This is a genomic window from Paenibacillus sp. FSL L8-0333 (assembly GCF_037965665.1).
In the GTDB taxonomy this organism is placed as follows: Bacteria; Bacillota; Bacilli; order Paenibacillales; family Paenibacillaceae; genus Paenibacillus_AQ; species Paenibacillus_AQ odorifer.
On record NZ_CP150186.1, the window covers coordinates 5584703 to 5608682 of the forward strand.

The 23980-nt window shown below is 46.9% G+C and carries 19 protein-coding genes; 4 read left to right on the plus strand and 15 right to left on the minus strand.

Going from position 1 to position 23980, the window contains the following annotated elements; translation table 11 throughout:
• Positions 1-658: 658 nt before the first annotated feature.
• The 5 genes from NYE72_RS24930 to NYE72_RS24950 all read right to left on the minus strand — a co-directional run bounded on the left by NYE72_RS24930 (position 659) and on the right by NYE72_RS24950 (position 7833).
• Positions 659-1669, minus strand: coding sequence for an MBL fold metallo-hydrolase (locus NYE72_RS24930; RefSeq protein ID WP_339210673.1), 1011 nt, complete (start codon positions 1667-1669; stop codon positions 659-661).
• A 38-nt stretch (positions 1670-1707) separates the two neighbouring features.
• Positions 1708-2442, minus strand: a complete 735-nt coding sequence (locus NYE72_RS24935) for a class I SAM-dependent methyltransferase (RefSeq protein ID WP_076099469.1) — start codon at positions 2440-2442, stop codon at positions 1708-1710.
• Positions 2443-2593: 151 nt separating this feature from the next.
• Complete coding sequence (locus tag NYE72_RS24940) at positions 2594-4285, minus strand: alpha-glucosidase (RefSeq protein ID WP_339210675.1); 1692 nt, start codon at positions 4283-4285, stop codon at positions 2594-2596.
• A 71-nt stretch (positions 4286-4356) separates the two neighbouring features.
• Entirely contained in the window at positions 4357-6012 is a 1656-nt protein-coding gene (locus tag NYE72_RS24945) for a response regulator (RefSeq protein WP_038573084.1), read from the minus strand.
• The gene (locus tag NYE72_RS24950; protein ID WP_076099471.1) at positions 6013-7833 is read right to left on the minus strand and encodes a sensor histidine kinase; all 1821 of its coding nucleotides are present in this window, start codon (positions 7831-7833) and stop codon (positions 6013-6015) included.
• Positions 7834-8071: 238 nt separating this feature from the next.
• On the opposite strand from NYE72_RS24950, the gene NYE72_RS24955 reads away from it, so the two are divergent.
• The 3 genes from NYE72_RS24955 to NYE72_RS24965 all read left to right on the plus strand — a co-directional run bounded on the left by NYE72_RS24955 (position 8072) and on the right by NYE72_RS24965 (position 11458).
• Positions 8072-9448 carry an extracellular solute-binding protein gene (locus NYE72_RS24955; RefSeq protein ID WP_036679562.1) on the plus strand — a complete coding sequence of 459 codons (1377 nt, stop codon included), beginning with the start codon at positions 8072-8074 and terminating at the stop codon, positions 9446-9448.
• A 207-nt stretch (positions 9449-9655) separates the two neighbouring features.
• Complete coding sequence (locus NYE72_RS24960; protein ID WP_036679565.1) at positions 9656-10540, plus strand: sugar ABC transporter permease; 885 nt, start codon at positions 9656-9658, stop codon at positions 10538-10540.
• Between the two features lie 27 nt (positions 10541-10567).
• Positions 10568-11458 (plus strand): carbohydrate ABC transporter permease, encoded by an 891-nt coding sequence (locus tag NYE72_RS24965; RefSeq protein ID WP_036679567.1) that lies wholly within the window; start codon positions 10568-10570, stop codon positions 11456-11458.
• A 92-nt stretch (positions 11459-11550) separates the two neighbouring features.
• On the opposite strand, the gene NYE72_RS24970 is transcribed toward NYE72_RS24965, so the two are convergent.
• The 10 genes from NYE72_RS24970 to nifB all read right to left on the minus strand — a co-directional run bounded on the left by NYE72_RS24970 (position 11551) and on the right by nifB (position 22484).
• Complete coding sequence (locus NYE72_RS24970; RefSeq protein WP_038573087.1) at positions 11551-12681, minus strand: homocysteine methyltransferase; 1131 nt, start codon at positions 12679-12681, stop codon at positions 11551-11553.
• A complete protein-coding gene (locus NYE72_RS24975) occupies positions 12678-13430 on the minus strand; it encodes a HesA/MoeB/ThiF family protein (RefSeq protein ID WP_038573088.1) in 753 nt (250 codons plus the stop codon). The genes NYE72_RS24970 and NYE72_RS24975 overlap by 4 nt, the downstream gene beginning before the upstream one ends.
• A 38-nt stretch (positions 13431-13468) precedes the next feature.
• Positions 13469-14035 carry a DUF269 domain-containing protein gene (locus tag NYE72_RS24980; RefSeq protein ID WP_038573089.1) on the minus strand — a complete coding sequence of 189 codons (567 nt, stop codon included), beginning with the start codon at positions 14033-14035 and terminating at the stop codon, positions 13469-13471.
• The gene (locus NYE72_RS24985; protein WP_076099472.1) at positions 14019-14423 is read right to left on the minus strand and encodes a NifB/NifX family molybdenum-iron cluster-binding protein; all 405 of its coding nucleotides are present in this window, start codon (positions 14421-14423) and stop codon (positions 14019-14021) included. Before NYE72_RS24985 ends, NYE72_RS24980 begins: the two co-directional genes overlap by 17 nt.
• The gene (nifN, locus tag NYE72_RS24990) at positions 14398-15726 is read right to left on the minus strand and encodes a nitrogenase iron-molybdenum cofactor biosynthesis protein NifN (protein ID WP_076099473.1); all 1329 of its coding nucleotides are present in this window, start codon (positions 15724-15726) and stop codon (positions 14398-14400) included. The genes NYE72_RS24985 and nifN overlap by 26 nt, the downstream gene beginning before the upstream one ends.
• On the minus strand, positions 15716-17080 hold the full coding sequence (gene nifE / locus NYE72_RS24995; RefSeq protein WP_038573091.1) for a nitrogenase iron-molybdenum cofactor biosynthesis protein NifE: 1365 nt from the start codon (positions 17078-17080) through the stop codon (positions 15716-15718). The genes nifN and nifE overlap by 11 nt, the downstream gene beginning before the upstream one ends.
• Before the next feature lie 77 nt (positions 17081-17157).
• Positions 17158-18699 (minus strand): nitrogenase molybdenum-iron protein subunit beta, encoded by a 1542-nt coding sequence (gene nifK / locus NYE72_RS25000; RefSeq protein WP_076099474.1) that lies wholly within the window; start codon positions 18697-18699, stop codon positions 17158-17160.
• On the minus strand, positions 18696-20159 hold the full coding sequence (gene nifD / locus NYE72_RS25005) for a nitrogenase molybdenum-iron protein alpha chain (RefSeq protein ID WP_036679590.1): 1464 nt from the start codon (positions 20157-20159) through the stop codon (positions 18696-18698). The genes nifK and nifD overlap by 4 nt, the downstream gene beginning before the upstream one ends.
• 75 nt (positions 20160-20234) lie before the next feature.
• Complete coding sequence (nifH, locus tag NYE72_RS25010; protein ID WP_235219430.1) at positions 20235-21104, minus strand: nitrogenase iron protein; 870 nt, start codon at positions 21102-21104, stop codon at positions 20235-20237.
• A gap of 3 nt (positions 21105-21107) precedes the next feature.
• Entirely contained in the window at positions 21108-22484 is a 1377-nt protein-coding gene (nifB, locus tag NYE72_RS25015; RefSeq protein ID WP_076099475.1) for a nitrogenase cofactor biosynthesis protein NifB, read from the minus strand.
• Positions 22485-23146: 662 nt separating this feature from the next.
• Between nifB and NYE72_RS25020 the strand changes: the two genes are divergently transcribed.
• The gene (locus tag NYE72_RS25020) at positions 23147-23974 is read left to right on the plus strand and encodes a TerC family protein (RefSeq protein WP_036679597.1); all 828 of its coding nucleotides are present in this window, start codon (positions 23147-23149) and stop codon (positions 23972-23974) included.
• The last annotated feature ends 6 nt before the right edge of the window (positions 23975-23980 follow it).

The window sequence follows — 23980 nt, forward strand, 5'->3', positions numbered from 1 at the left end:
CTTTCGGACTCCAGAGTCGCTATTCACTCAAAAATGACCAATAACTACCCTCTGCACTAGCAATAACGCCTCTCCGGTCCGATACTAACCTCAAAAGCCCCAAAACCCACGAATAGCGGCATCTGAGTCCGAATGATCTGTGTGACGCATAAGTAAAGTAATCAAATGTTAGTTGGTAATGCGTTCGGACTCAGGTGACACTATACTCACAATCCCCTTAGATTTGGACACTTTCGGACTCCAGAGTCGCTATTCACTCAAAAATGACCAATAACTACCCTCTGCACTAGCAATAACGCCTCTCCGGTCCGATACTAACCTCAAAAGCCCCAAAACTCACGAATAGCTGCATCTGAGTCCGAATGACCTGTGTAACGCGTAAGCAAAGTAATCAAATGTTAGTCCAAATGATCAGCCTAACGCATGAGTATGTAATCAAAGGTTAGTTTGGTATGCGATCGGACTGAGGAGCTCAATATTCATATAAATAGCACCGAATTATACTCTCTCCTTAGTCACTAAAACCAAAACCCAAAAAAAGAGCAGTCCCAATAACACAGGACTGCTCTGTACCTCTACTTGATCATAACCTTCACATCTCAATTCATTTCATCAATCATCATTCATCACTCATCACTCTTCGAGCCCGCTAGAAACTCTAACTAACATGGTCTCCAGCACTTTGAGATGCTGCAAATAATATAGCACCGTCCGCCTCTATCATCACTGCCCGCTCCCGGCGCATCAGCTCCGCTAAATGCGCCAGTGTCTCACTCATCGCAAAGCGCATCTGGTGAACGGTGGTTACCCGGCTGCGAAACAGAATTTCGCAGACTGCGAAGCCGCTCAGCGGGCCGTTTGCGAGCAAGGCTGCCGTGGTATCCAGCCGCTCCTCATGATGAGCGAGCAGGCTGCTGACCCGGTGCGTGAAGCCCGTGAACGGTTCCCGATGGCCCGGGAACGCCATGCTGACCGGATAGCTGCCCAGCTCCCGCAGCCCCTGAAGAAACGTCTGCAGCGGCTGTGGATCGCTGCCTGGAAGCAGGCTGACATTGGGCGAAATCTGCGGCAGCACAGCATCGCCGCAGATCATTTGCCCGCTGCCCGCATGATACAAGCTCACATGTCCCGGTGCATGTCCGCCGGTTACAATCAATTGCCATTCACGGCCCCCCATCCCGAAAGGCTCTACCTCATTCAGATAAGTTACAACCGGCTGCGGCTCCACTTGCGTGTCAAAGCTCTCCAAATGCGCTTTAATTCCACTCGACCATTCTTCCGACATTCCGTGTCCGATGAAATATAACGGCAAAACTTCATTGATATCCGTGTCACTGCCCCACATCAACATCGCTTCGGCATGAGCACGTTCAGTCATCCATACCTTACATCCGGTCTGTAACTGCAACCATCCCGCCAATCCATAATGATCGGGATGATGATGTGTTACGACGATATCCCGCACGTCCTTCCACGACAATCCCAGCTCCTGCAGGATCGCCTGCCAGCATTTCTCTGTCTCCGGACTACGCGGACCGGGATCGATAATAGTAATTCTGCCATCTTCATCGGGTAGAATATAGCTGTTCACTTGACGAAGCGGCGAGTCCATGGGCACCGAGACCTGAAGAATGTTCTCGTCCCATGAAGTGATATCCGCCTTAGACATGGTGAGATCACCGCCTTTGAATCTTTTTCCTGATACCATTACGATCGAATTCCACTAAAAATCATCCGCGTGGAGCTTTCTGCATTATAAACCTCATCTTCATAGCTGCCATGCACAGCTTCGAGCTGTAAACCCGCTTCCTCGATCATCCCGCTGAATTTCTCCAAGGAATACAGCTTCACACGTTCATGATATTGGCGAGGTGTAGAATCATTTTTAGAGGTTAAAATGATGTCCTTCTTCACGTACCCATCCTCGATCCGCCGCGACTCATCAATCAGATTTTTTCCATCCTCGCGGGTAGAATGCGGCACCAGATGACGAATCACATACGCAGGATTCAGATAATCAATAACAAACTTGCCACCCGGCTTCAACATCCGATAGATTTCACGCAAAACCTTTACCTGCTCCTCATCCTCTTCAAAATAACCAAAGGAAGTGAATAGATTAACCACAGCATCGAAACCTCCAGTTAACGGTAGGTCACGCATGTCAGAACGCAGCCAAGTTACCTGCTCCGCTCCTGTTTGAGATCTTGCCTCACGCAGCAATACCTCTGATAAGTCCACTCCAGTTACCTCGTACCCTGCTTCCGCAAGCGCCAGTGAATGACGTCCCATCCCACAACATAAATCCAGCACTTTGGAGCCTGGCGGTAGTCCCAGCCACGAGATCATTCGTTCAACTTCTTTACGAGCTCCACCAAAGTCTCGATGTTTGTATACGACCAGATAATCCTCTCCGAAGCTCTTTTCATACCATTCAGTCATGTTGTCTCTCCTCCCACAGGCGTCTTCCTGTAACTCCACTCTATGTATGTTAATGTATCGCCATTGTACAGTCTTTTACTCACAAACTCAAAGAAGAGTTGTCACAGTGAGCGTTCAGCCCCTTCATGACAACTCATTCCTACAGCTTCCTTTACACAAGCTGCTGCAAATATACTCGTGCTTCATAAGGTCGAAGTTTAAGCGGTTGGATCTGCTCATCTTTTTCCACGGAATAATTAGAAATTAACAGCTCTATATTTTCTGGTTGGAACTCTGCTGGCCATTCGAATACAGGCTCTCCATCATAAAAATTCAGAATAACCAGCAGCCGCTGATCTTCCAATGTCCGGGTATACGCATATATCTCTGTATGCTCTGCAAGCAACAACTCGTAGGCTCCATAAACGATGACTTTATGTTTTTTTCTCAGGGCAATCAGCTGTTTATAGTAGTTGTAGATGGAATCGGCATCTTTAATCGCGTTGCCAGCGTTGATCTCCATATAGTTGGAATTCACTTCGATCCAAGGAGTCCCCGTCGTAAAACCACCTGCGTGACCATCGTCCCACTGCATCGGGGTGCGGGCATTATCCCGGCTTTTATGATGAATGGCAGACATAATCTGCTCTTCTGGAACGCCGTTTTTTCGCTTTTCCTCATAATAATTAAGCGTCTCTACATCCCGGTAATCATCAATGGATTCGAAACAGACATTCGTCATTCCAATTTCTTCGCCTTGATAAATATAAGGTGTGCCTTCCAGCATGTGAATGAAGGTCGCCAGCATTTTAGCCGAAGGAATCCGGTAAAAAAGGTCGTTCCCAAACCGGGACACTGCGCGCGGCTGGTCATGGTTGCAGAGATAATTCGCATTCCAGCCTTTGTCATGCAGAACCGTCTGCCAATTACTCATAATCTTTTTCAGCTCCAGTAGACTCCATGGGACGACATCCCATTTTCCACTACCTGCCGAAGCGGCATCCAGAAACATATGCTCAAACTGAAAAGTCATATTCAGCTCCCGGCGACCATCACCTACGTAATCTAGCGCCTGCTCCGGTCCAAGTCCTGAGGTCTCTCCTACCGTCATAATATCGTAGAAATAAAGCACTTTATCATATAAATTCTGTAGCAGGGTATGCACATCTGCCAGATTGGAGAACATTCCATAAGCCCGTACGGTAGGTGTTCCACCTGGATTATCCGCATCCGGGTAACCTTTCGTCTTCACGATATGTGCAATGGCATCAAAGCGAAATCCGTCCACACCCTTCTTCAGCCACCATTCCACCATCTCATGCAGCTTATCAATGACCACGGGATTCTCCCAGTTCAGATCAGGCTGATATTTGGAATAGAGGTGAAGGTAATATTCATCGGTCCGCGGATCAAGCTCCCACACCGAGCCACTGAAATAAGACTCCCAGTTATTCGGGGGACCTCCATTTTTTCCTTTTCGCCAAATATAGTAGTCCCGTTTCGGATTATCCTTCGACGATCTGGATTCAACAAACCATGGGTGCTCATGTGACGTATGGTTCAGAACCAAATCCATCATCAGCTTCATCCCACGTGCGTGCATCTCCCTCAGCAAATGGTCAAAATCATCCATCGTGCCAAATTCCTTCATAATGTCACAGTAATCACTGATATCATAACCGTTATCATGGTTTGGCGATTTATAAATAGGGCAGACCCAAATCACGTCTACACCTAAATCCTGCAAATAATCCAGTCTGGATATGATTCCTTGCAAGTCTCCAATCCCATCTCCGTTACTATCCATGAAGCTAATCGGATAAATTTGGTACACGACACTTTCTTTCCACCATTTCGGGTTCATTTCTCGGTTACCTCCTATTTAGCTATATGTAGAGTTTAACCACACAAAGCCTAGTAGATAACAATTTGCTCCTACTTCCCTAGTCCCTTTTGATATTGTGAGGGCGTAAGTCCGGTCCATTTCTTAAAAGTAGCACTGAAGTGGCGTTCTTCCCCGTAGCCTACTAACTTTGCAACAGCGTACATTTTTAAGTTTTGGCGGAGCAGCTTTTTTGCCTCTTCTACCCGGTATTGATGCAAATAATCGAGAAAATTCACACCCAGCTCCTGGCGGAACAGTGAACTTAAATAAGTATTAGATACATAAGCTTCCTTCGCAACATATTCCAGAGACAGATTGGTATTATATTTGTTACGGATGATCTCGAGCGCTGTAACTACTGTTCGATGCAGAGGGCGATGTTTAGAAAAAGCCTCCACCACATTCTGCATGATCTTATTCAGGATCGTAGACAATTCTTCCAGCGTCTCGATCTGTGGTGCCTGCTCCATCCAATTGACCAAATGCTGCTTCCATTCGAATCCGGCTACTTGTTTTTCCTGCGCAAGCCTCTTAAGGCGAACGACAAAAGCTGTTGCCCGAATATTCACCTCCTGCTTGAGGCATCCGGGGTTTCCGCGAAAACGTTCCAGCCATTGCTCCAGCAGATCGAGGGCAAGCTCATTACTTCCTGCACCGACTGCCACAAGCATCTCATCCTCCAGCACATTTAATTCAGGATCATCTAAAATCCCGATCTCCTGTGCGCCACCCCCAATAACTCCCGAGCCTTCTGTATAAAAATAAACGCCGCCTTTCCCGTTCAGAAAGCGGGATTCCATGGCCTGAAGCGCTTCTTTATAAGACAGGTGAGCTTCCGAAATATCCGCACGACAGGAGCCTACAGCAATACTGATTGACAGCTTGAGGTATTTCTCCAGATTGCTTTGCAGCATCCCGATTTGCTCTTTTAAATAGATGGGGGTTCGGTAAGACTTGCGGGAATCCGTTCCAGCTAAACCACTGCCGATCCAGAGCAGGAGATTGCCATCATGAAAGGTCTCGATTTTTCCTTTATAGATAGGAGACAAGGTTTCACTAATAATATTTAGGGCCGCGTAACGCAAAAGTACAAAATCCTGCCCAGACCCACCGGCAGAGGGAGGATCAAAATCAAAGCTGACCAGCCCAATCTGCGGACCTTCGTGGCTAATAGCCATAGCTAACTCACCGATCAGCTCCTGCCGCCGCTCCAGCGGAACCGGAGGATGATGAATCCATTGGGACAGCACTTGGCTTTTGACAAGCGGTGCATTTTTATGCCAGGAACGATCTCTTTTTAGCTGCTCATTCTCCTGACAACGCTGCCTTTCAATTAGCTCCTTAGCCTTTAGTACCGTCTTCAGAATTTCTTCCGGCCGGCACGGCTTCAGCACATAATCGACAACCCCCAGCGCAATCGCTTGTTTCGCATAAGAGAACTCATTGTATCCAGATAAAATAATCGAGCGAAAGTCGTAACCGCGACGCCGTCCAGCTTCGATTAGCTCCAGACCATTCATCTGCGGCATGCGGATATCCGTTAACAATAAATCCGGCTGTTCAGACTCCATCAGAGCCAGCGCTTCACTTCCGTTCCCCGCCTCGCCCATTACCTCAATCTGATGCGAATTCCAGTCAATCATATTGACGATACCCTCACGGATGGTGTCTTCGTCTTCAGCAATCAGCAGCTTCAGCTTCATCATTTAGGGACCCTCCACAGTGATATGAATGATAATACGTGTGCCTGCTCCTTCTACACTCTCTACTTGCAATGAGGCTCCGTCAAAAAACAAAGCTAAACGTTCCTGTACATTCGAGAGTGCAAACCCCGAACGTCCAGCATTCTCCTCTTCCTCCGAAATAGAGCTTCCTCTCGCTAAACGCTGATGTAGCTCCTGAAGTCTTTCCGGCGTGATTCCCACCCCGTTATCTTGAACCTCGAGTACAATAGTTCTATCTTTGCGGAAGGCGCGAATCGAGATTAGCCCACTTCCAGCCAGTGGCTCGATCCCATGAATCACTGCATTTTCCGCCAGTGGCTGGAGCAGCAGCTTCGGAACTGTGAAATCCTTGATACTCTCATCCAAGGCAATTTCGAACTCAAAACGTTCTCGAAACCGATTTTTTTGCAGGAACAAATAATTCGTCACAAGCTCTACTTCCTGTTCTAATGTAAACGTATCCCGCCCATCATTTAAGCTCAGCCGGAATACTTGAGAAAGCGAATAGACCATATCCGCTATTTCTTTGTCGCCCTTCTTCTCAGCTTCCCAACAAATCGTATTCAGCGTGTTATATAAAAAGTGCGGCCTGATCTGTGCCTGAAGCGTTTTCAATTCTGCTTCCTGCTGCTTCAGTTTGGAGGCATATACATCATTGATGAGCGATTTGATCCGCTGCACCATTAGATTATAACCATGGCCCAAGAGACCAATCTCATCATTTCCTTCAAAAAATACGCGCTGCGTGAAATCCCCTGTCTGCAATCTGCGCATGGAGCGGGAAAGCTTTTTCAGCGGTTTCGTTATTGAGGCGGCGGCGAGCCAGGTAACCATTAAGCTAACTGCTAAGCACAGAAAAGCGATCGTCACCGTGACCTGTGAAATCTGTCCCAGCTCTTTGACAAGCTGCCGTTTGGAATGCACCACCACTACATACCAACCCGTCGTTTCTGACTGCAGATGCGAGACAATCCACTGTTTGTGATCCGCTGTAGACTCCAGCCTCTCCTTTAGGCTCAACTTAGGATCGCTGTCCGCAAAATACGGAAGATCAAGATCTCTTTTGCCGATCCAGCTCTTGTTAGAAGCCGTAATGATGAGCCCGTCTCGATCTACCACAAACATATCTACATCATCTTCAGAGTTGTCTAGATATTGGCTTCCAATCTTACCAGCATCGACCCCGATCACCGCAAGCCCTGCCGGTTTTAAAGTATATACATTCTTGATAATTCTGGAAAGTACAATCTTATGATAATGATCACCAACAAATATGCCATCCGTGGGTCTGGACAATCCAAAGGTTGGACTACCTGCGGCTTCAACGGCTTCCTTGTAGTACGAGGTTTGGATAAAGTTAGAGAACTTCATGCCAGTTGTCAATCCGGCTTGGTTCGCAGCAAAAGGCTCCGCCCCGTTATTCTGGTCTTCCAAAGAGTATAGAATCAGGGATTGAATCGAGTTGCCAGCGACCATCAGGTTGGTGACCGTTTTAAATACGGAATTTCGTTCTTTTTGTGCTTCTGACGACACTAAGAGCCGCTGCACACTTTCATCCAGAAAGAGTGTATTGGAAAAAGAAATCATTCCCCTCACCATCTCATCAATCTGCTCTGCTGTTTTTCGGGTCAGGTGATCCTGTGACTGTTTCATTTTCTCCACCACCTGCTGCGAAGAGATCTGATAGGAGTTCCACCCCATAGCGAATATAGTCACGAGAAGCAGCGGCACAAACCATAATAACAGCTTAAACTGGAGCGGAAGATGGCGATAACGGCTTAATAAGCGGATGTTTCGATTCATGAGAACCACCTTCATGTATAATCAATAAATGTGTAAACCAAGTATAACTGAAATCATTAAACCCTGAACCAGCTTTTTACAATCACTGAAAAATACCTACATAGTTCTTAAATATGGACCATGTTTCTATCGGTCATAAACTCTTAAGATGGGGATGCAAGAAGAAACGACATTGTCGTCCTCGTTTGATGACAGCCGTTCTCGTGGAAATATATCTCATAAAAAAGGTGGGTTTTTGATGAAAGGTAAAGGAATAAAGCTAGCACTTATGAGTCTAATGCTACCAGCTCTGCTCGCAGGCTGCGGTGGCGGAAATAACAATGCGAAAGCTACCAATGCACCTACAAATGACAAGGCCGAAGCTACTGCCGAAGCAACAGCAAGTGCAGGGGAAAATACACCCGCCGAAAAAATCACACTGAAGTTCTTCACCGCGCTCGCGGATCGGGCAAATGGTTCAGGTAAGGTAGAGCAAGACATTATCGATGCTTACATGAAAGAGAACCCTAACGTCAAGATTGAAGTGGAAGCGCTTCAAGATGAGCCTTACAAATCAAAAATCAAAGTGTATGCCTCCAGCAATCAGCTGCCTGATATCATTCAAGCCTGGGGTCAGCCCTCCTTCCTGAGTCCGCTGCTGGATAACGATCTGCTGCTTGAACTGAACAGCGCTGACTTCGAAGGTAATCAGTTTGTGTCCGGATCCATGGACGGCTTCAGTAAAGATGGTAAACTTTACGGCTTGCCGCGTGGTGCCGACTACATGGTCATGTACTATAACAAAAAAATATTCGCTGACAACGGCATCGAGGTTCCAAAAACCACAGATGATTTGCTTGCCGCCGTCAAAACACTTCGTGCCAAGAAAATTAACCCGATCGCTATGAATGGTATGGACGCTTGGACACTGCCTATCTGGTATGAATTTGTAGCCCAACGTCAGACTGGCGATTTCAATACAATGGATGAAGCTGTTGCGCGTAAAATATCCTTTACAGATCCTAGTCTCGTTGCAGCCGCAACTGAAATGCAGCAATTTGCCGATGCTAAAGGTTTTGCCGATGGCTGGCTGACTGCCGATTACGGTGCTGCACGCAACTTGTTCGGACAAGGGCAAGCTGCCATGTTCTTTATGGGCGCTTGGGAGTCGGGTCTGGCAACAGACGAGAACTTCTCTGAAGAATTCCGCAATAACGTAGGTGCTTTCGCTTTCCCAGCTTCAGATAAAGGTAAAGCAACCGATGATGCCGCTTGGTATGGTGGCGGATATGCAGTCAGCAAAAATTCCAAACATGCTGAAGCCGCTGTTGATTTTTTGAAATATTTCTTCGCTCCAGAGCATTGGTCTAAAATGCTATGGCAAGCCGGCGCGGGTACACCTGCGCAGCAATTCGATCAATTCCTAACGGGTAACGAAACCCAGCTGCAAAAAGAATTGATTGAAGTATTCAGCTCCATGACCTCTTCCAGCGGTACTCCACTGCAGGATGTGGGTGACGATGAGTTCAAGCAAAAGGTAATGGAGGCGCATCAAAGCCTGCTTTCTGATGCAATTACCCCTGAGGAATTCGCCAAAGCACTGGATGCTGCATCCGATAAATTCGCTGGTAAATAAACCAGAGAACTACAAAAAACATGAACCTTAGCGCTCCTGAAGTAACCTAATAGATGGCAGTGCGCAAACCCCGGCTTCCCCCAGAGGCCGGGGTTTTGTTTTCGAAAAAATGTATACACCGATCTGAAATTTACGGCATGTTCCGGTGCCTGGCTTCCCGTTACGATGGTAATAGATAGATTACTCTTTAAAAGGACGGAGATTTCCATGCACAGAGTGTTAAGCGACAAAAAAGCGATATTCTTACTCATCGCACCTGGACTGTTCCTATTTGCTTTTATGATCTGCATCCCTATCTTCATGAGCGCTTATTACGGTTCTACGGATTGGGGCGGAATCGGCAAATACAATTTCATCGGCTTTGATAACTACCGTGAAATTCTATTTCATGACAAAGTGTTCTGGAGATCGCTAGTCAATGCCCTGCTCCTGACCGCCGCCACTGTATTTTTACAACATCCCTTTGCCATTCTCATGGGGATATTCCTAACCAATTCCGGCAAATACGAAAAAATATTCCGGACGATCTTTTTTATCCCCGCTGTAATTTCCGTCGTCGTTACAGCCAAGCTGTGGACCGGAATTTTCCATCCAAACTACGGACTGCTCAACAAGCTGCTAAGCGGAGTTGGATTGGATGCACTTACGCATGATTGGCTCGGTGATCCAAAGACGGCCATCTGGTGCATCATCATTGTTGTTATGTGGCAAGGCTTTGGGTATGCACTGCTGCTGTATTATTCAGGTCTGCAAGGCATTCCGGAAGATTTAAGCGAAGCCGCAAGAATCGACGGCGCCAACAACTTCACCCTCTACACGCGTATCATCATTCCGCTGCTTTCGCCGATGATGCGGGTTGCCATCATCATTGCCGTCACCACCTGCCTTAAGCAAATGGAAACCGTATTCTTAATGACCAACGGTGGCCCTGCAAATAGCACACAGTTCCTAGGGAACTATCTGTACAAAACTGCCTTCTCATCATCGCTATACGGTTATGGTAATGCCATTTCGATTCTGTTTATTGTGTTCTGCCTGATCCTAACCGTTATCCTCAACAAGATTTTAAAGAAAGATATCGGAGAATTTTAAAGAAACCCTGTAACCGGAGGAAATCCTATGAATAATTCCTTATCGCCTGCCGCTTCACCCCCTAAGCTAAACCTTCACAAACAAGAACGCAGAAAGCCTACAACGGGCAAAATCCTAATGATGGTGTTCCTGTGTATCATCGCGTTGATTCAGTTATTTCCGCTTATTTGGTTGATCGATTATTCCCTGCTCAAGAGCGGTGAGTTCTTTGGAAGCTCATTTCTGAAATGGCCCTCTCCACCCCAGTGGGAGAACTATCGAAACGCTTTTACCTACGGGCGTGTGCCACGTTATTTTGCCAACAGTCTTATCATTACAGTGATTACTGTTATGCTCTCTGCGCTGGTGTCCCTGATGATGGGATATGCGTTTACCCGGATGAAATGGAAGCTAAGTGGCATCGTCCTCTCTCTAATCATGTTAGGCATGATCATTCCCATTCACGCCACATTGCTGCCAAACTTCATTCTGTTTAACAAGCTTGGGATGCTGAACAATATGTACACATTGATTTTGCCTTACTCAGCCATTGTCATCCCCATGAGTGTCCTGATTATGACCGGGTTCCTGGAGACCATCCCACGGGCTATTGAAGAGTCCGCCGTTATTGATGGCAGTGGCATTTACGGGTTAATCTTCCGTATCATCCTGCCCATCACCAAACCGGCGCTGGCAACCATCTGTGTACTCAATTTCATCAGCACTTGGAATGAATTCATTATGGCGAACACCTTCCTCACCTCGGAAGATCTTAAGACGATTCCCTTCTCCATTATGAAATTCACTGGTGAGTATTCATCCAACTATGGTGCACAGTTCGCGGTTATGACGATCATCGCCATCCCAACCATCCTGATCTACCTGCTCTTCACAGAACAGATGACCAAGGGAATTACCGCCGGGGCGGTTAAGGGCTAACACAATAAACTTAATCATAACAACATAAAAAGGCTGACAAGACAGGTTTCGTACCCGTCTTGTCAGCCTTTATTCATTCTTACTGATATCTCTTACGGTCGTTGCCAATCCTCCCTCAGCCATTCAACCAAGAGGAGCTCTGGCACATTCACTTTATTAACTTCGGCATAATCTCTCACCCGTTCCAGCAAACGTCCCGCGGTTCCCGCACTAACCTCTAAACCATGTGCGTTCAGAACATGCATGATTCCACCACTTCCGGAATGTTTACCTAATACAAAATGATGTGCTCTCCCCACCTCAGTGGGATCAAAGGTCTGGTAGGTGGCTGTTTCTTTCAGCAAACCGTCAACATGTATCCCAGATTCATGTGTGAAGGCGAGTGATCCGACGATTGGTTTGGCATCGCCGACACTTCGGCCCGAGGCTGCGATCACCCTATCCGCCACCCCCTTCAGACACTCTGGACGCACGCTGCTCTCCCCGCCATAAAGATAACGCCAAGCCATCACTACTTCTTCCAATGCTGCATTCCCGGTGCGTTCACCAATCCCTGCCACCGTAGTGCTTGCCCAGACCGCACCCGCGGCAATACCGCTAAGTGTGTTTGCAGCAGCAAGACCAAAATCATTGTGGCAGTGTACCTCAAGCTCTACATCTGCAGGAACAGCACTAAGTAATGTGCTTACCCGCTCTGCCATTTGACCCGGATGATGAGCAGATACCGTATCTGCATAACGGAACCAACGAATGCCTTCTTTATATAATGTATTTACCAGTTCAACCAAGTACTCCATACTCGCCCTTGAAGAGTCCTCCATCCCCACCGACACAGTCATTCCTAGCCGTTGACCATATTCCGTCGCATGCAGTAATCTTGTCAGACCTTTGGCAGGTGTTAAACCTAGCTTACCTTGTAATTGAATTTCCGAGACAGGGATCGATACATGACTCCAGTTCACACCCGTCGCCCACGCTTTGTCGATATCACTTTCCAAAGCCCGATTCCAGGTCATCATCTTCATAGGAAGACCTAAATCAGCGATAGCCGCAATATCTTCTTGCTCTTGCTTGCCCATGGCAGGAATTCCTACCTCTGCTTGCTCCACTCCGCATTCCGACAGCAACCTTGCGATTTCCAGCTTTTCTTCCCTCGTGAATGAAACTCCAGCCGCCTGTTCACCATCCCTAAGTGTCGTGTCACATAGCCTGAGACTTTTCACGGTTTACCTTCCTCTCCGCAGCAAGTGCAATTCGGATTACGGGTAATATGGACGCTGTAACAGGCGAAGTCGAGTGAATTGAAGCGATGCATTACGCCCGCATAAGTCGTCCCTACCCTTGTAACCCATTTTACGGCTTCCAACGCAGCCAGACAACCCGCAATTCCGGAGGTTGCTCCCAATACTGGAAAGCCAAACGGTTCCCATTCTGGATTCACATCCGGATAAAGACACTCTAAGCAAGGGGTTTCACCAGGTATAACCGTTGTTAGTGAAATCTCAAATCCATACATCGCCGCCTCTACCATTGGCGTGCCGGTTTCTACACATAGGCGGTTCAACGCATATCTTTCCGGAAAATCATACCGTGCATCAATCACTATATTGGCTTGCTCTACCCAAGGTTTTGCCATATTGTATTCAATCTTCGAATTATATCCTTCAATTTCAACATTTGGATTCAGACGTTTTAGCTGCTGAATTGCTGTGCTCATCCTTTCCATACCCAAATGATCACTGTCCATCAAAATCTGTCGATTTAAATCTGGAGGCACAATGTTTCCTTCATGCGCCAAGATCAGCTTGCCGATTCCGGCAGCAGCTAGATAAAGTGCGGCAGTGCCTCCAAGCCCACCAATTCCAGCAATCATCACTGTAGCTTCTTTTAGCGCTTTCTGCCCGCCTTCTCCAAGCAGCTTCAATTGGCGTGCGTATCGTTCCAGTTCGGTGCCGCCTACAAGCTGCTCCATTTTGCTCCCTCCCTGTGGCTGAGCTGCATCATTGGAATCTAACCCTCCAGACCATCCGTTCCATAGAGAGCTGTCATTTCATTAAATTTATCCATAAAGGCCAGCCCTTCTTCTACACAAGCAACGCCGTAGCGAATTACTTTATCCTCCGAGGTAAAAGGAAACGGAAAACCTGCTCTCAAGCTTTTTAACACAAGAATAATCCGATCACTATATAAAAGAGCACGCCCAAATCCTTCCCCATTTATTTCAGAAGAGCTCTGAACCAGAACCCCACTTTTCTCCTCGATCACGCCCGCCACCGCCTGAAACAAGAGAGGAACCTGCAAACGGACCTTTGGAGAAACCGCGCAGTTAAAATCAGATTTGTTCTTGTCTTCAGGGGAAGCGAGAAACAATCGTTCGATCTTCTTCTGTGGTGAAAGAGAAGCATGCCTTCCAAAAAAGTCTTCTGTATCAAGCAATTGACATAACCGGCGTATGAGCATCTCTGCTATATCTTTATCCAGCTTTTTCTCCGTGGTTCGACAACGGCGTTTTAATACTGCCGCTTCCGGAGCAACCCGGCCCATTAATGCAGCACTCTCATTAGCTATGGGATCCATCTACACTCGCCCCTTCCGCTTCATTTTCAGCATGTAATACCTTGGCTAGCCACATCGGTGGTTTGCCCTGTAGCATTTCAACAATCCGCTTCACTTGCTCATCAATAGGACTGCCTGGTGGAACCTTTACCGGCATAATTTTACGACGTGTGACTCTTGCCGCTGCTGAGGCTCCAATCTGCATGATGAATATTAGCGTGCAATCCTCTACCACCTCCAGACGACTCTCTATTTTGCCTGCTTCATCCTGATTGAGAATCGTTGGCAGTTTACGAAGACCTATAAGCTCCCCGCCACCTTTGGTAACTTTATAAATTGCGAACATCGGACTCTGCCCAAAATGGGCATTCACTCTAATTCCATCAACTGTAGCGAATGCTACTTTCACGATGTTCCTCCTCCCTTCGCATTAACAGGTTCGCCGCTTTATTCGTCCACTCCATCGCTCCCCGATACCCTACAGAGGTGGCCATATAAGCACCAAGCTCATTCCAAACGGGAAATCCAGCCGCCATAAATGCTGCATCTAACCGCGCCGCTCCATTTATCCCATGTGAGTTACCGATCCATAAATCTGCACCTTTACCCAAAAACTCAACATCATCCAGATCACCGACCCATACCTCTCGTTCCATCTCAACCACCAAAGGAGTTTCATAGGAGGTGACCAGGACCTTTTGCTCCACCCCTAGCTCTTCGAGCCAAGAAGATACGGTATACAAATGATCTGGCTCCAGCGCGACAAGTGCAGACATCCCCGCAAATTGAAAATGAGCATCCAGCATGCTATCCAATAAATTCTCCCGTTGCCAGCAATAACGAAGCTGTACCGGCTCCCCGCTAATTTGATGCAGGAATTGCAAAATATCATCCGTTGCTTTAAGCCCCATCGCACTCTCGAATACTTTGTAGGGAGTTCCCAGCGCATTATGCAGTCTTCTAGCTGGACGCTCCATACTTCCGCCGATGGCAATGGTTAGACCCGAATGCAAGCTTTGCAGCATCGAATCCAGAGGCACCCCACCTCTTGTCAGCGGTGAAAATCCTGTCAGCAGATGCCCAGACAAAGAGGTCGAAATATCAGGTACAGCGATTACCTCAAAACCGAAGGAGGATATCATTTCTTTCAGCTCCATCACATCACCCGGCGTCAGAAACGATCCCGGCAAGAGGGTAATCTGACGTGTATTTACACTCCTTGAACCCCGATGGCCTACCTGCTGGATCATCTCATCAAGCATTGCCTCCACGGTAGAGCTGAACCCCGATTCCAATGAACCACGAAAGTCTGGTAAGGTGACGGAAAAAGCAAGCCCACCCCGCATGTTCCGCTCCCTTTTATAGGTCTTGAGCATGGATTGATAATCCACTCCTGCCACATCCGTCAGCTCAGTCCCAATAATGCCTATAATGTCTGGTCGGTGTTTACTGAGTATGGTATTTAGAGCTTCCTCTAAATTACGATTCGCATCAAAGATTACATCCATCTCCTGCAAAGCAGAGGTCTGTACGGCTATAGGCTCACGAAAATGCCGGGTAAGCAGTGCCTTCGGAAATGCGGAACAACCTTGCGCACCATGCACAATAGGCAATGCCTTGTAGCAACCCTGAAATGCCATTACGGAACCAAGGGATTGGCCTATTTTCATTGGATTAACCGAAGTCGGTTTACTCCTTTTGTTAACGGTCATAGGAAGGTTCCTCCTTATCCCAGGGAGCGGCACTGGCAGCCAGCTTCCAGATTGGATTAGCAAGAGAATACGTCAGCTCCTTAGCCAGCCTTAGTAAACCTTCGTAACCAGCATAGGCCTTGTGTCTTTCTTGATTAATATCGATAAACGGAATCTGCTCTTTCATTGCCACATACATATTCCGTCCGCCAGCAATCATAATATCTGCCTTACGATCCCGGACGGTTTTGATAATTCGGCTTGCCCCGCCCTCCGGAATATATTCGGTGTCATCACCAACACGATCCGCTATACGCCGTACATCATCTTCCGTGCTTTTGTTCGTGCCTACACCTACCACCTGAACGCCTAACTCCTTCAGTGCGGAAATAATCGACCAGCTTTTTACTCCACCCGTATAGAGAACTGCTTTCTTTCCTTTAAGCAGCTTGCGGTAGGGCCGCAGCTCCTGAATCAGTCTGTTTTCCTCTCGTTCCGTCAACCGATCCACACGCCGCTCCATCTCACGGTCATTCAGCAAATAAGCCATTTGACGTAAGGAATAAGTTGTCTCTTTGGCCCCATAGAAGGAGCCTTCGAAATAGGGAATGTGGTATCTTGCCTCCATTTCTTTTGCCAGACCTAACAATGCACGGCTGCACACAACCATATTCACTTTTGCATGATGTGCCCATGTAATTTCCTTATATCTTGCATCCCCTGTAATTCTGGACATTAGCGTAATTCCAACACTCTTCATTAATTTCTCGATATCCCACATTTCACCCGCGATATTGTACTCTCCAATCAAATTCACACCTAAAGGAATCTCAATCTCTGGTTCACCTGTGCCAATGACATATTGTAGCAGCGCTTCACCAGCCAGCCGATTTCCAAGATTCTTACTGCCTACGAATCCGGGACTGTTCACGGGGATCACAGGAAGCCCCAATCTGCCTGCCGCTTCCTTGCATACCGCATCCAAATCCTCGCCAATCAATGCTGTCACACAGGTCGCATATACAAATATTGCCGGAGGCATAAAGCGCCCGGCAATATAGTCGATACTATCTTTCAGTTTCTTTTCTCCGCCAAAAATAATGTCGTTATCGTTGAGATCTGTAGTAAATCCGTATTGTGAAAGTGATGGCCCGCTTGACAAAGCCCCTCTACTTTCCCAGCTATTCCCGGCACAAGCAGCCGGCCCATGGACGAGATGCGCAGCATCCATAATCGGCAGCAGCGTGATTTGGGCTCCGTCGAAGGAGCAGCCCCCAGCCGCTTCGCCCGGCTTGGGGCGTGGACATGGCTTCGATTTCGGAGTTAAGCTCCCGCAAGCTTGCGCGTCGAATACATCGTTTCTGATGGACTCCATCGTACCACCTCCCGTAACTGAATACTCCTTACTCTTAAAATGCTCAATTATTCAGTGTCACTACGATAAATATTGGACTAACGAACAAGATCGTGGTTGAAGCCAGATGAATCCTCATCCAATCCCTGCAGGATTGTATTTACTATAGTAGTTAACAAGTTCAAGGCACCTTGATAACCGATAATCGGATAACGATGCAGATGATGGCGATCAAAGACAGGGAAGCCTACACGGATCAAAGGAACGTCGGCATCTTTGGCAGCAAATTTAAGATGAGAGCTTCCAATGGCCAGATCCACAGGATCATCAATCAGCAGCGAGCGCATATGCCACAAATCATTTCCGATATGAACCGTTGTTTCTGCTCCGTAGGGACTGGCAGCAAGCAGAGCTTTCGCTTCTTCTTTAAATCCGTTTTCCCCATTGGAGCACACAATATGAATAGGCTCTATACCGACTTCCAGACAGAATTCAATCAGGCCGATCAGCAAATCCGGATCGCCAACTAAAGCCACTCGTTTGCCATGCAGATAAGGGTGGCTATCGAGTAAAGCATCCACTACCCGGCCACGTTCTTCCACAAGCTCAGGCGGAATGGGCAATCCCGTTAATTCACTGATAGACTCTATTAGCCGATCTGTCGCATTAATGCCCAGTGGAGTCGACATCGCAACGGTCTGTTGTTTCCATGTGCTGCTGATGTATTCCAATGTTTTTTTGACAGAATATTTCTGAAGTGATAGAGTTCCCAACGCATTAGCTGCCTTCGGCACATCTGCCAGCTTCGTTCCCCCATAATAATAGGAATATTCTCCTGTAGCCGGGGAATCAAAATTGCTGCTGTGGTCACCAAGGAAGGTGTAGCCTGTATCAAACGCGGCAAGGATTTTTCGAATTTCCGCAAAATTCCCCGTATAAGGCTCAAACCCTAAAATGACATTCAGCTTCTCTCCAGTTCCCTCTCCACTGCCAGGGGTAGCTTCAATCCCAGAGCGGATGAACAAGGTACTGAGGATGGACTTTAACATGGAATCGTAACCTGTAATATGTGATCCGGAAAAACTTGGCGTGTTGGCGTAGGGCACTGGAATTTCGTTCGAAATTGCACCCTTCTGGCGGGCATTGGATATAAAAGCCTGCAGATCATCCCCTATAACCTCAGCCATACATGTAGTGGATACAGCTATCATCTCTGGCTTATAGAGCGCCACACTATTTTCAAGACCATCAATAAGATTGTTCATCCCTCCGAACACCGCACCATCTTCTGTCATAGAGGAAGAAACCGCGGGGGTTGGCTCCTTGAAATGACGGCTCAAATGACTACGAAAATACGCAGTGCAGCCTTGGGAGCCATGTATAAACGGCAGAGTTTTTTCGAATCCCAGCGCAGCCATCAAGGCTCCTAGGGGCTGGCATGCTTTATGAGGATTAACTACCAGTGAGGTGCGAGCAAAATTCTTATCCTTATATTCAGACGACTTCGAGTAGGCTAATGCTTCCGCTGTCTCTTGCTCACTGCAGGGTGCCTCGAATGCTTTTTTCCCTTCACGTTGCTTCACATAGGGTTCAGTTTGAAATAATGTATTGTAATCCGGGATCTCCAGTTTGTCCTTCATACGCCCGCCTCCTTTTTAGGGAGTGATCCTGTTTTCCCTGAATTGATCAAGCTCCACACTGGGCTGTTAATGGTCATGTCCATGTCCTTAGCAAAAATCTTAAACCCGTCATAGCCATGGTAAGGACCACTATAATCCCAAGAGTGCATTTGCCGGAAAGGAATACCCATCTTGTGATACACATATTTCTCCTTCACACCCGAGCCCATCAGATCAATATCAAGTCTTTGCGCAAGCTCTTCCAGCTCGTAAGCGGTTGGATCATCGTAGATAATAGTGCCTTCCGGCAGTTCAGGGAATGTTTTCTCGTAATCATCCTTGTGAGCGAACTCATAACCTGTGCCCACTACCTCCATACCCAGATCCTCATAAGCCCCCAGTGTATGGCGGGCACGTAATCCGCCTACCAGCAGCATGACCTTTTTACCTTCCAGCCGGGGTTTAAATTTAGAGATAATCGCCTCCATTTGTGGCGTGTATTTAGCGATGACTTTCTCGCAATTTTCCTGAATATACTCATCAAACCTTGCGGCGATGGCTCGAAGGCTTTCAGCTGTTTTGGTCGGCCCGAAAAAGTTGTATTCCAGCCAAGGAATCCCATATGCTTTCTCCATCGTCGTTACCATATAGTTCATGGAGCGATGACAGTGAATCAGATTGAGCTTCGCCTTATGCGCGATCGCCAATTCATTGATGGTTCCATCCCCAGACCACTGCGCAATAACACGCAGACCCATTTCCTCCAGTAAAATGCGTGAAGCCCAAGCGTCCCCACCGATGTTATAATCTCCGATAATATTAATATCGTAAGGACCACATTCCGCAAGCTCCTTCTTCCCCATCAGAAAATCACGGATCGCATCGTTAGCAATATGATGACCCAAGGATTGGCTAACCCCACGGAATCCTTCACAACGAACGGGAATGATCGGGAGACCTAGCTCGATAGACATTTTTTTGGACACCGCTTCAATATCGTCTCCGATTAGCCCCACAGGACACTCTGATTGGATCGAAATTCCTTTAGCCAGTGGGAACATTTCTTTAATTTCACGGCAAATGACTTCAAGCTTCTTGTCACCGCCAAATACAATATCTGTCTCCTGAAAATCACTCGTCACCTGCATAGCCGTAAAATTATCAATGCCCAGTGTTCCGTTGGCATAATTCCGTCTTGTTCCCCAGCTATATTGCCCACAACCTACAGGACCATGGCTGATATGCACCATATCCTTGATCGGGCCCCAGACCACGCCCTTCGAACCGGCATAAGCACATCCTCTTTGGGTCATAACCCCCGGACGGGACTTCATATTCGATTTGATGGCGCATTTGCCACAGTTTATTAACTCTTCATTATTGATTTCAAAATGCTTCTGACGATCCTTCCGTGCCTTTTCCGGGTAAACCTCAAGAATCTCTTCGAGCATCTTTTGGTTATCTTCGATATTCAGCCCCATTCTGAATCCTCCTCATCCCTTAGAGTGATCCGGTGAACAGCCGTCTCTCCACTCCTGTTCACCGGACGAACCTAATTATTGGCCAGATGCCTTCAGCTTTTTCAGCGCCGTCTCTTCATCCTCAATCACACCAAATTCCATGAGTAAATCCTCCAGCTCTTCCATAGAAATCGGGGTCGGGATTGTCATCATATTGTTATTCAGGATCTTTTCTGCCAAAATCTCATATTCTCTCGCTTGCTGATGATGAGGATTATATTGGGCTACGGTCATTCTTCTCAGCTCTGCATGCTGAACCACATTATTCCGCGGGACAAAATGGATCATTTGCGTATTCAAACGGCGTGCCAGCTCCATAATGAGCTCATCCTCACGGTCCGTATTACGACTGTTGCAGATCAGACCGCCCAATCTTACGCCACCGCTGTTGGCATACTTTAGAATTCCGCGCGCAATGTTATTGGCCGCATACATAGCCATCATTTCCCCGGAGCATACGATATAAATTTCCTGTGCTTTATTCTCACGGATCGGCATTGCAAATCCACCACATACCACGTCACCAAGTACGTCATAGGATACAAAATCCAATCCTTCATAAGCCCCTTGCTGCTCCAAAAAATTAATCGCTGTAATAATCCCGCGGCCGGCACAACCCACACCCGGTTCAGGTCCACCGCACTCCACATTAAGAATGTCGCCATATCCCAACTGAACTACATCCTCAAGCTCCAAATCCTCAACCGTTCCTCTTTCAGCTGCCAATTGGAGCACTGAATTCTGAGCTTTGGTGTTCAGAATCAGCCGTGTGGAGTCCGCTTTAGGATCACAGCCTACGATCATTGTTTTTTGACCAAATTTAGTGGCGAGCTGCGCCAAAGTGTTCTGCGAAGTTGTGGATTTACCGATACCGCCCTTACCGTAAAAAGCAATTTGTCTCATCATTCATCATCCCTTCGAAATCGATATATTTTCAAAATAAGAGCTGATCTTCACACTTTCGAGAATCACATCCTGTATTTCACCTTTACGCACCAGAGGCAATACCCCGGCTTTATTTAAGCTGGCGCGAGGGACATCGCCAATGCCAGAGCAGAGCAATATTTGACAGTCCTGTAATATAGAAATAATTTCTTGTAGCGTGGTATTCTTATCCCCATTACAATCCGCTTTACCGTGGCAATAGGCCTGAATCTTTCGGACACCTAGCAGCTTCACGCTTACTCCATCTGTTTCATAAACCATGAACTCTGTCGCGTGGCCAAAATGTTGATTGACCTTATCCCCACCACGTGTAGCAACAGCGACTTTGGTGGTGTGCTGCCCTTGCTGGAAAGAGTTCTGCCTTAGCTCTTTGGCTTTGACACGCTGACGGATTTTGGCATCGAGTTCACGTTGAAAGAGCGCTCTAGCTTGCTCATTTATAACTGGATTTTCATCCATCTTTTCTAATATAAAATCCTGATTACGATCCTGACCTAGCAGCCCAATGGCATCAGCACGGCATTGTCGACAATGGCGCATGACCTTCATTCCTTCGCGCCCAAGCACTTCCTGCAGGTTGTGCAGTTCTTTAGGACGCGGCGCCTTGCGCCCATCCCGTTCATACTGACTTCCCGGTGCGATAATTAAAGGCGTCACATTATGCAGAGTTGCCCCGAGCGCTTTAACTGTTCGCGATACTTCAGGGAGATGATGATCATTGACCCCTGGAATCATAACGGAATTAACTTTAACAAGAATACCTTGCTGTGCCAGCAGCTCCAAACCTTGAAGCTGGCGGCTGATCAGCAGCTCCGCTGCTTCTTGTCCTTCGTACCGGACCCCTTCGTCAACAACCCATGGATAAATTTCACGGCCCACATTGGGATCAATGGCATTGATGGTGATCGTGACATGACGGATACCTAGCGCTAGTATGGCGTCTACATGCCTGTAAAGGGTCAATCCATTAGTACTCAGGCAAAGGGTAACATCAGGGATCTGCCGCTTGACTCGTTCGAACGTGTCAAAGGTTCGTTCTGGATTCGCCAGCGGATCACCCGGACCTGCAATCCCAACTACCGACAGTTGCATCAGCTGTGCGGCTACACCTTTCACTTTTCTTTCAGCTTGCTCTGGAGTTAGCACTTCACTAACTACACCAGGCCTGCTTTCATTCACACAATCGAATTTTCGGTTGCAGTAATTACATTGAATGTTACAGGCGGGAGCAACCGGGATGTGCATCCTAGCAAAAAAACGATGAGCTTCCTCGCTGTAGCAGGGATGGCGGCTGAGCTCCTCCTCTGCTTCAATGGATAACCTCGATGACGTCTGCGGCATTTCCCCACCTCCTAAAAGTTTTATGCAGCATGAACTTCTAGTACTTCTTCGCAGTAAAACTCACTTCAACAGAACAACTGATGTAATTTTAGTTAACACAAACCATGTTCGATTGCTTTGATTAGTTTCATCATATTTTCATCAACCTACATCGTCAATCGAGTTTTTCCTTTTTAAGTCCTGTTTTTCCTTATGTTTGCAGTTTCGTCATATTAAATGTTAGTTTATATAACCTAAATGTATCATGTTTCCGTTTCCATTTTTATTCAATCTCTGTTGATTTCCGTCATCATGTCATGTTTCTGGCCATTTTAATGATTCTTAAAAGATAGAATCCATTTATTTCTGCAACTTTTATTGACAATGACTTTCATCTCGTATATGATCTCTTTAGGCAAGAACACATTGAATAATCTTAAAAATTTAATATATCCCGTAAAGGGGAGTAGCTGTTAAATAAAGTCGTCAATACGAGAATATGAGGATATTCTCCGGCTTTATTGGCAATTCACATTGTTAGCGAGACCTTTACCAATCAGGTTAGACCTTTATTCCAAAGGCTAATCTGTTTGGTAAAGGTCTTTTTTATATAAATTTGGTTAAAATGGTAGGGTAGATATCTTTTGGTAGATATTTGCATTCAAAAAGGGAGGACAACAGTAATGGATTGGGGATTATTATTAGAGTACGGTTGGGTATTGCTTGTTCTGGTAGCACTAGAGGGACTACTCGCCGCAGATAACGCATTGGTATTGGCAATTATGGTTAAGCACCTTCCTGATGAGGAAAGAAAAAAAGCGCTGTTTTACGGATTAGCGGGGGCCTTCGTGTTCCGATTCGGTTCGCTATTTGTCATCTCCTATCTGGTCGATATCTGGCAAGTACAAGCCATCGGCGCGATTTATTTATTATTTATCGCGGGTAATCATATTTTCCGAAAACTGTTGTTTAAGAAGCCCGTCACAGATGAAGCTGCTGAAAGCGGCACTGACGGTGCGGTCAATAAAAAGAAATCCAGCTTTTGGTTTACTGTTCTGAAGGTAGAAGTTGCTGACATCGCCTTCGCGGTCGATTCCATCCTAGCCGCAGTTGCACTCGCGGTTGCTCTTCCTGCAAGTGGTCTTCCAAAAATCGGAGGCCTCGATGGCGGACAATTCCTCGTCATCTTTGCCGGTGGATTTATCGGTCTGGTCATTATGCGTTTCGCAGCTTCCTTCTTCGTTAAGCTGCTGCATTCCCGTCCAGGACTTGAAATTGCAGCCTTCTTTATCGTAGGTTGGGTGGGTGTTAAGCTCTCAGTCATTACATTGGCGCACCCTTCACTTGGTGTTCTGTCCGAAGATTTCGCTCATAGTACCTGGTGGAAAGCCACCTTCTACGTTGTGCTTGTACTCATCGCTGTAATCGGCTGGTTTATGAGTAGCCACAAGGTTGAAGAGAATGTTGGCGAGAATCCGGTTAGAGAAGTAGACAAACAACTCGGTAAATAATCGTTA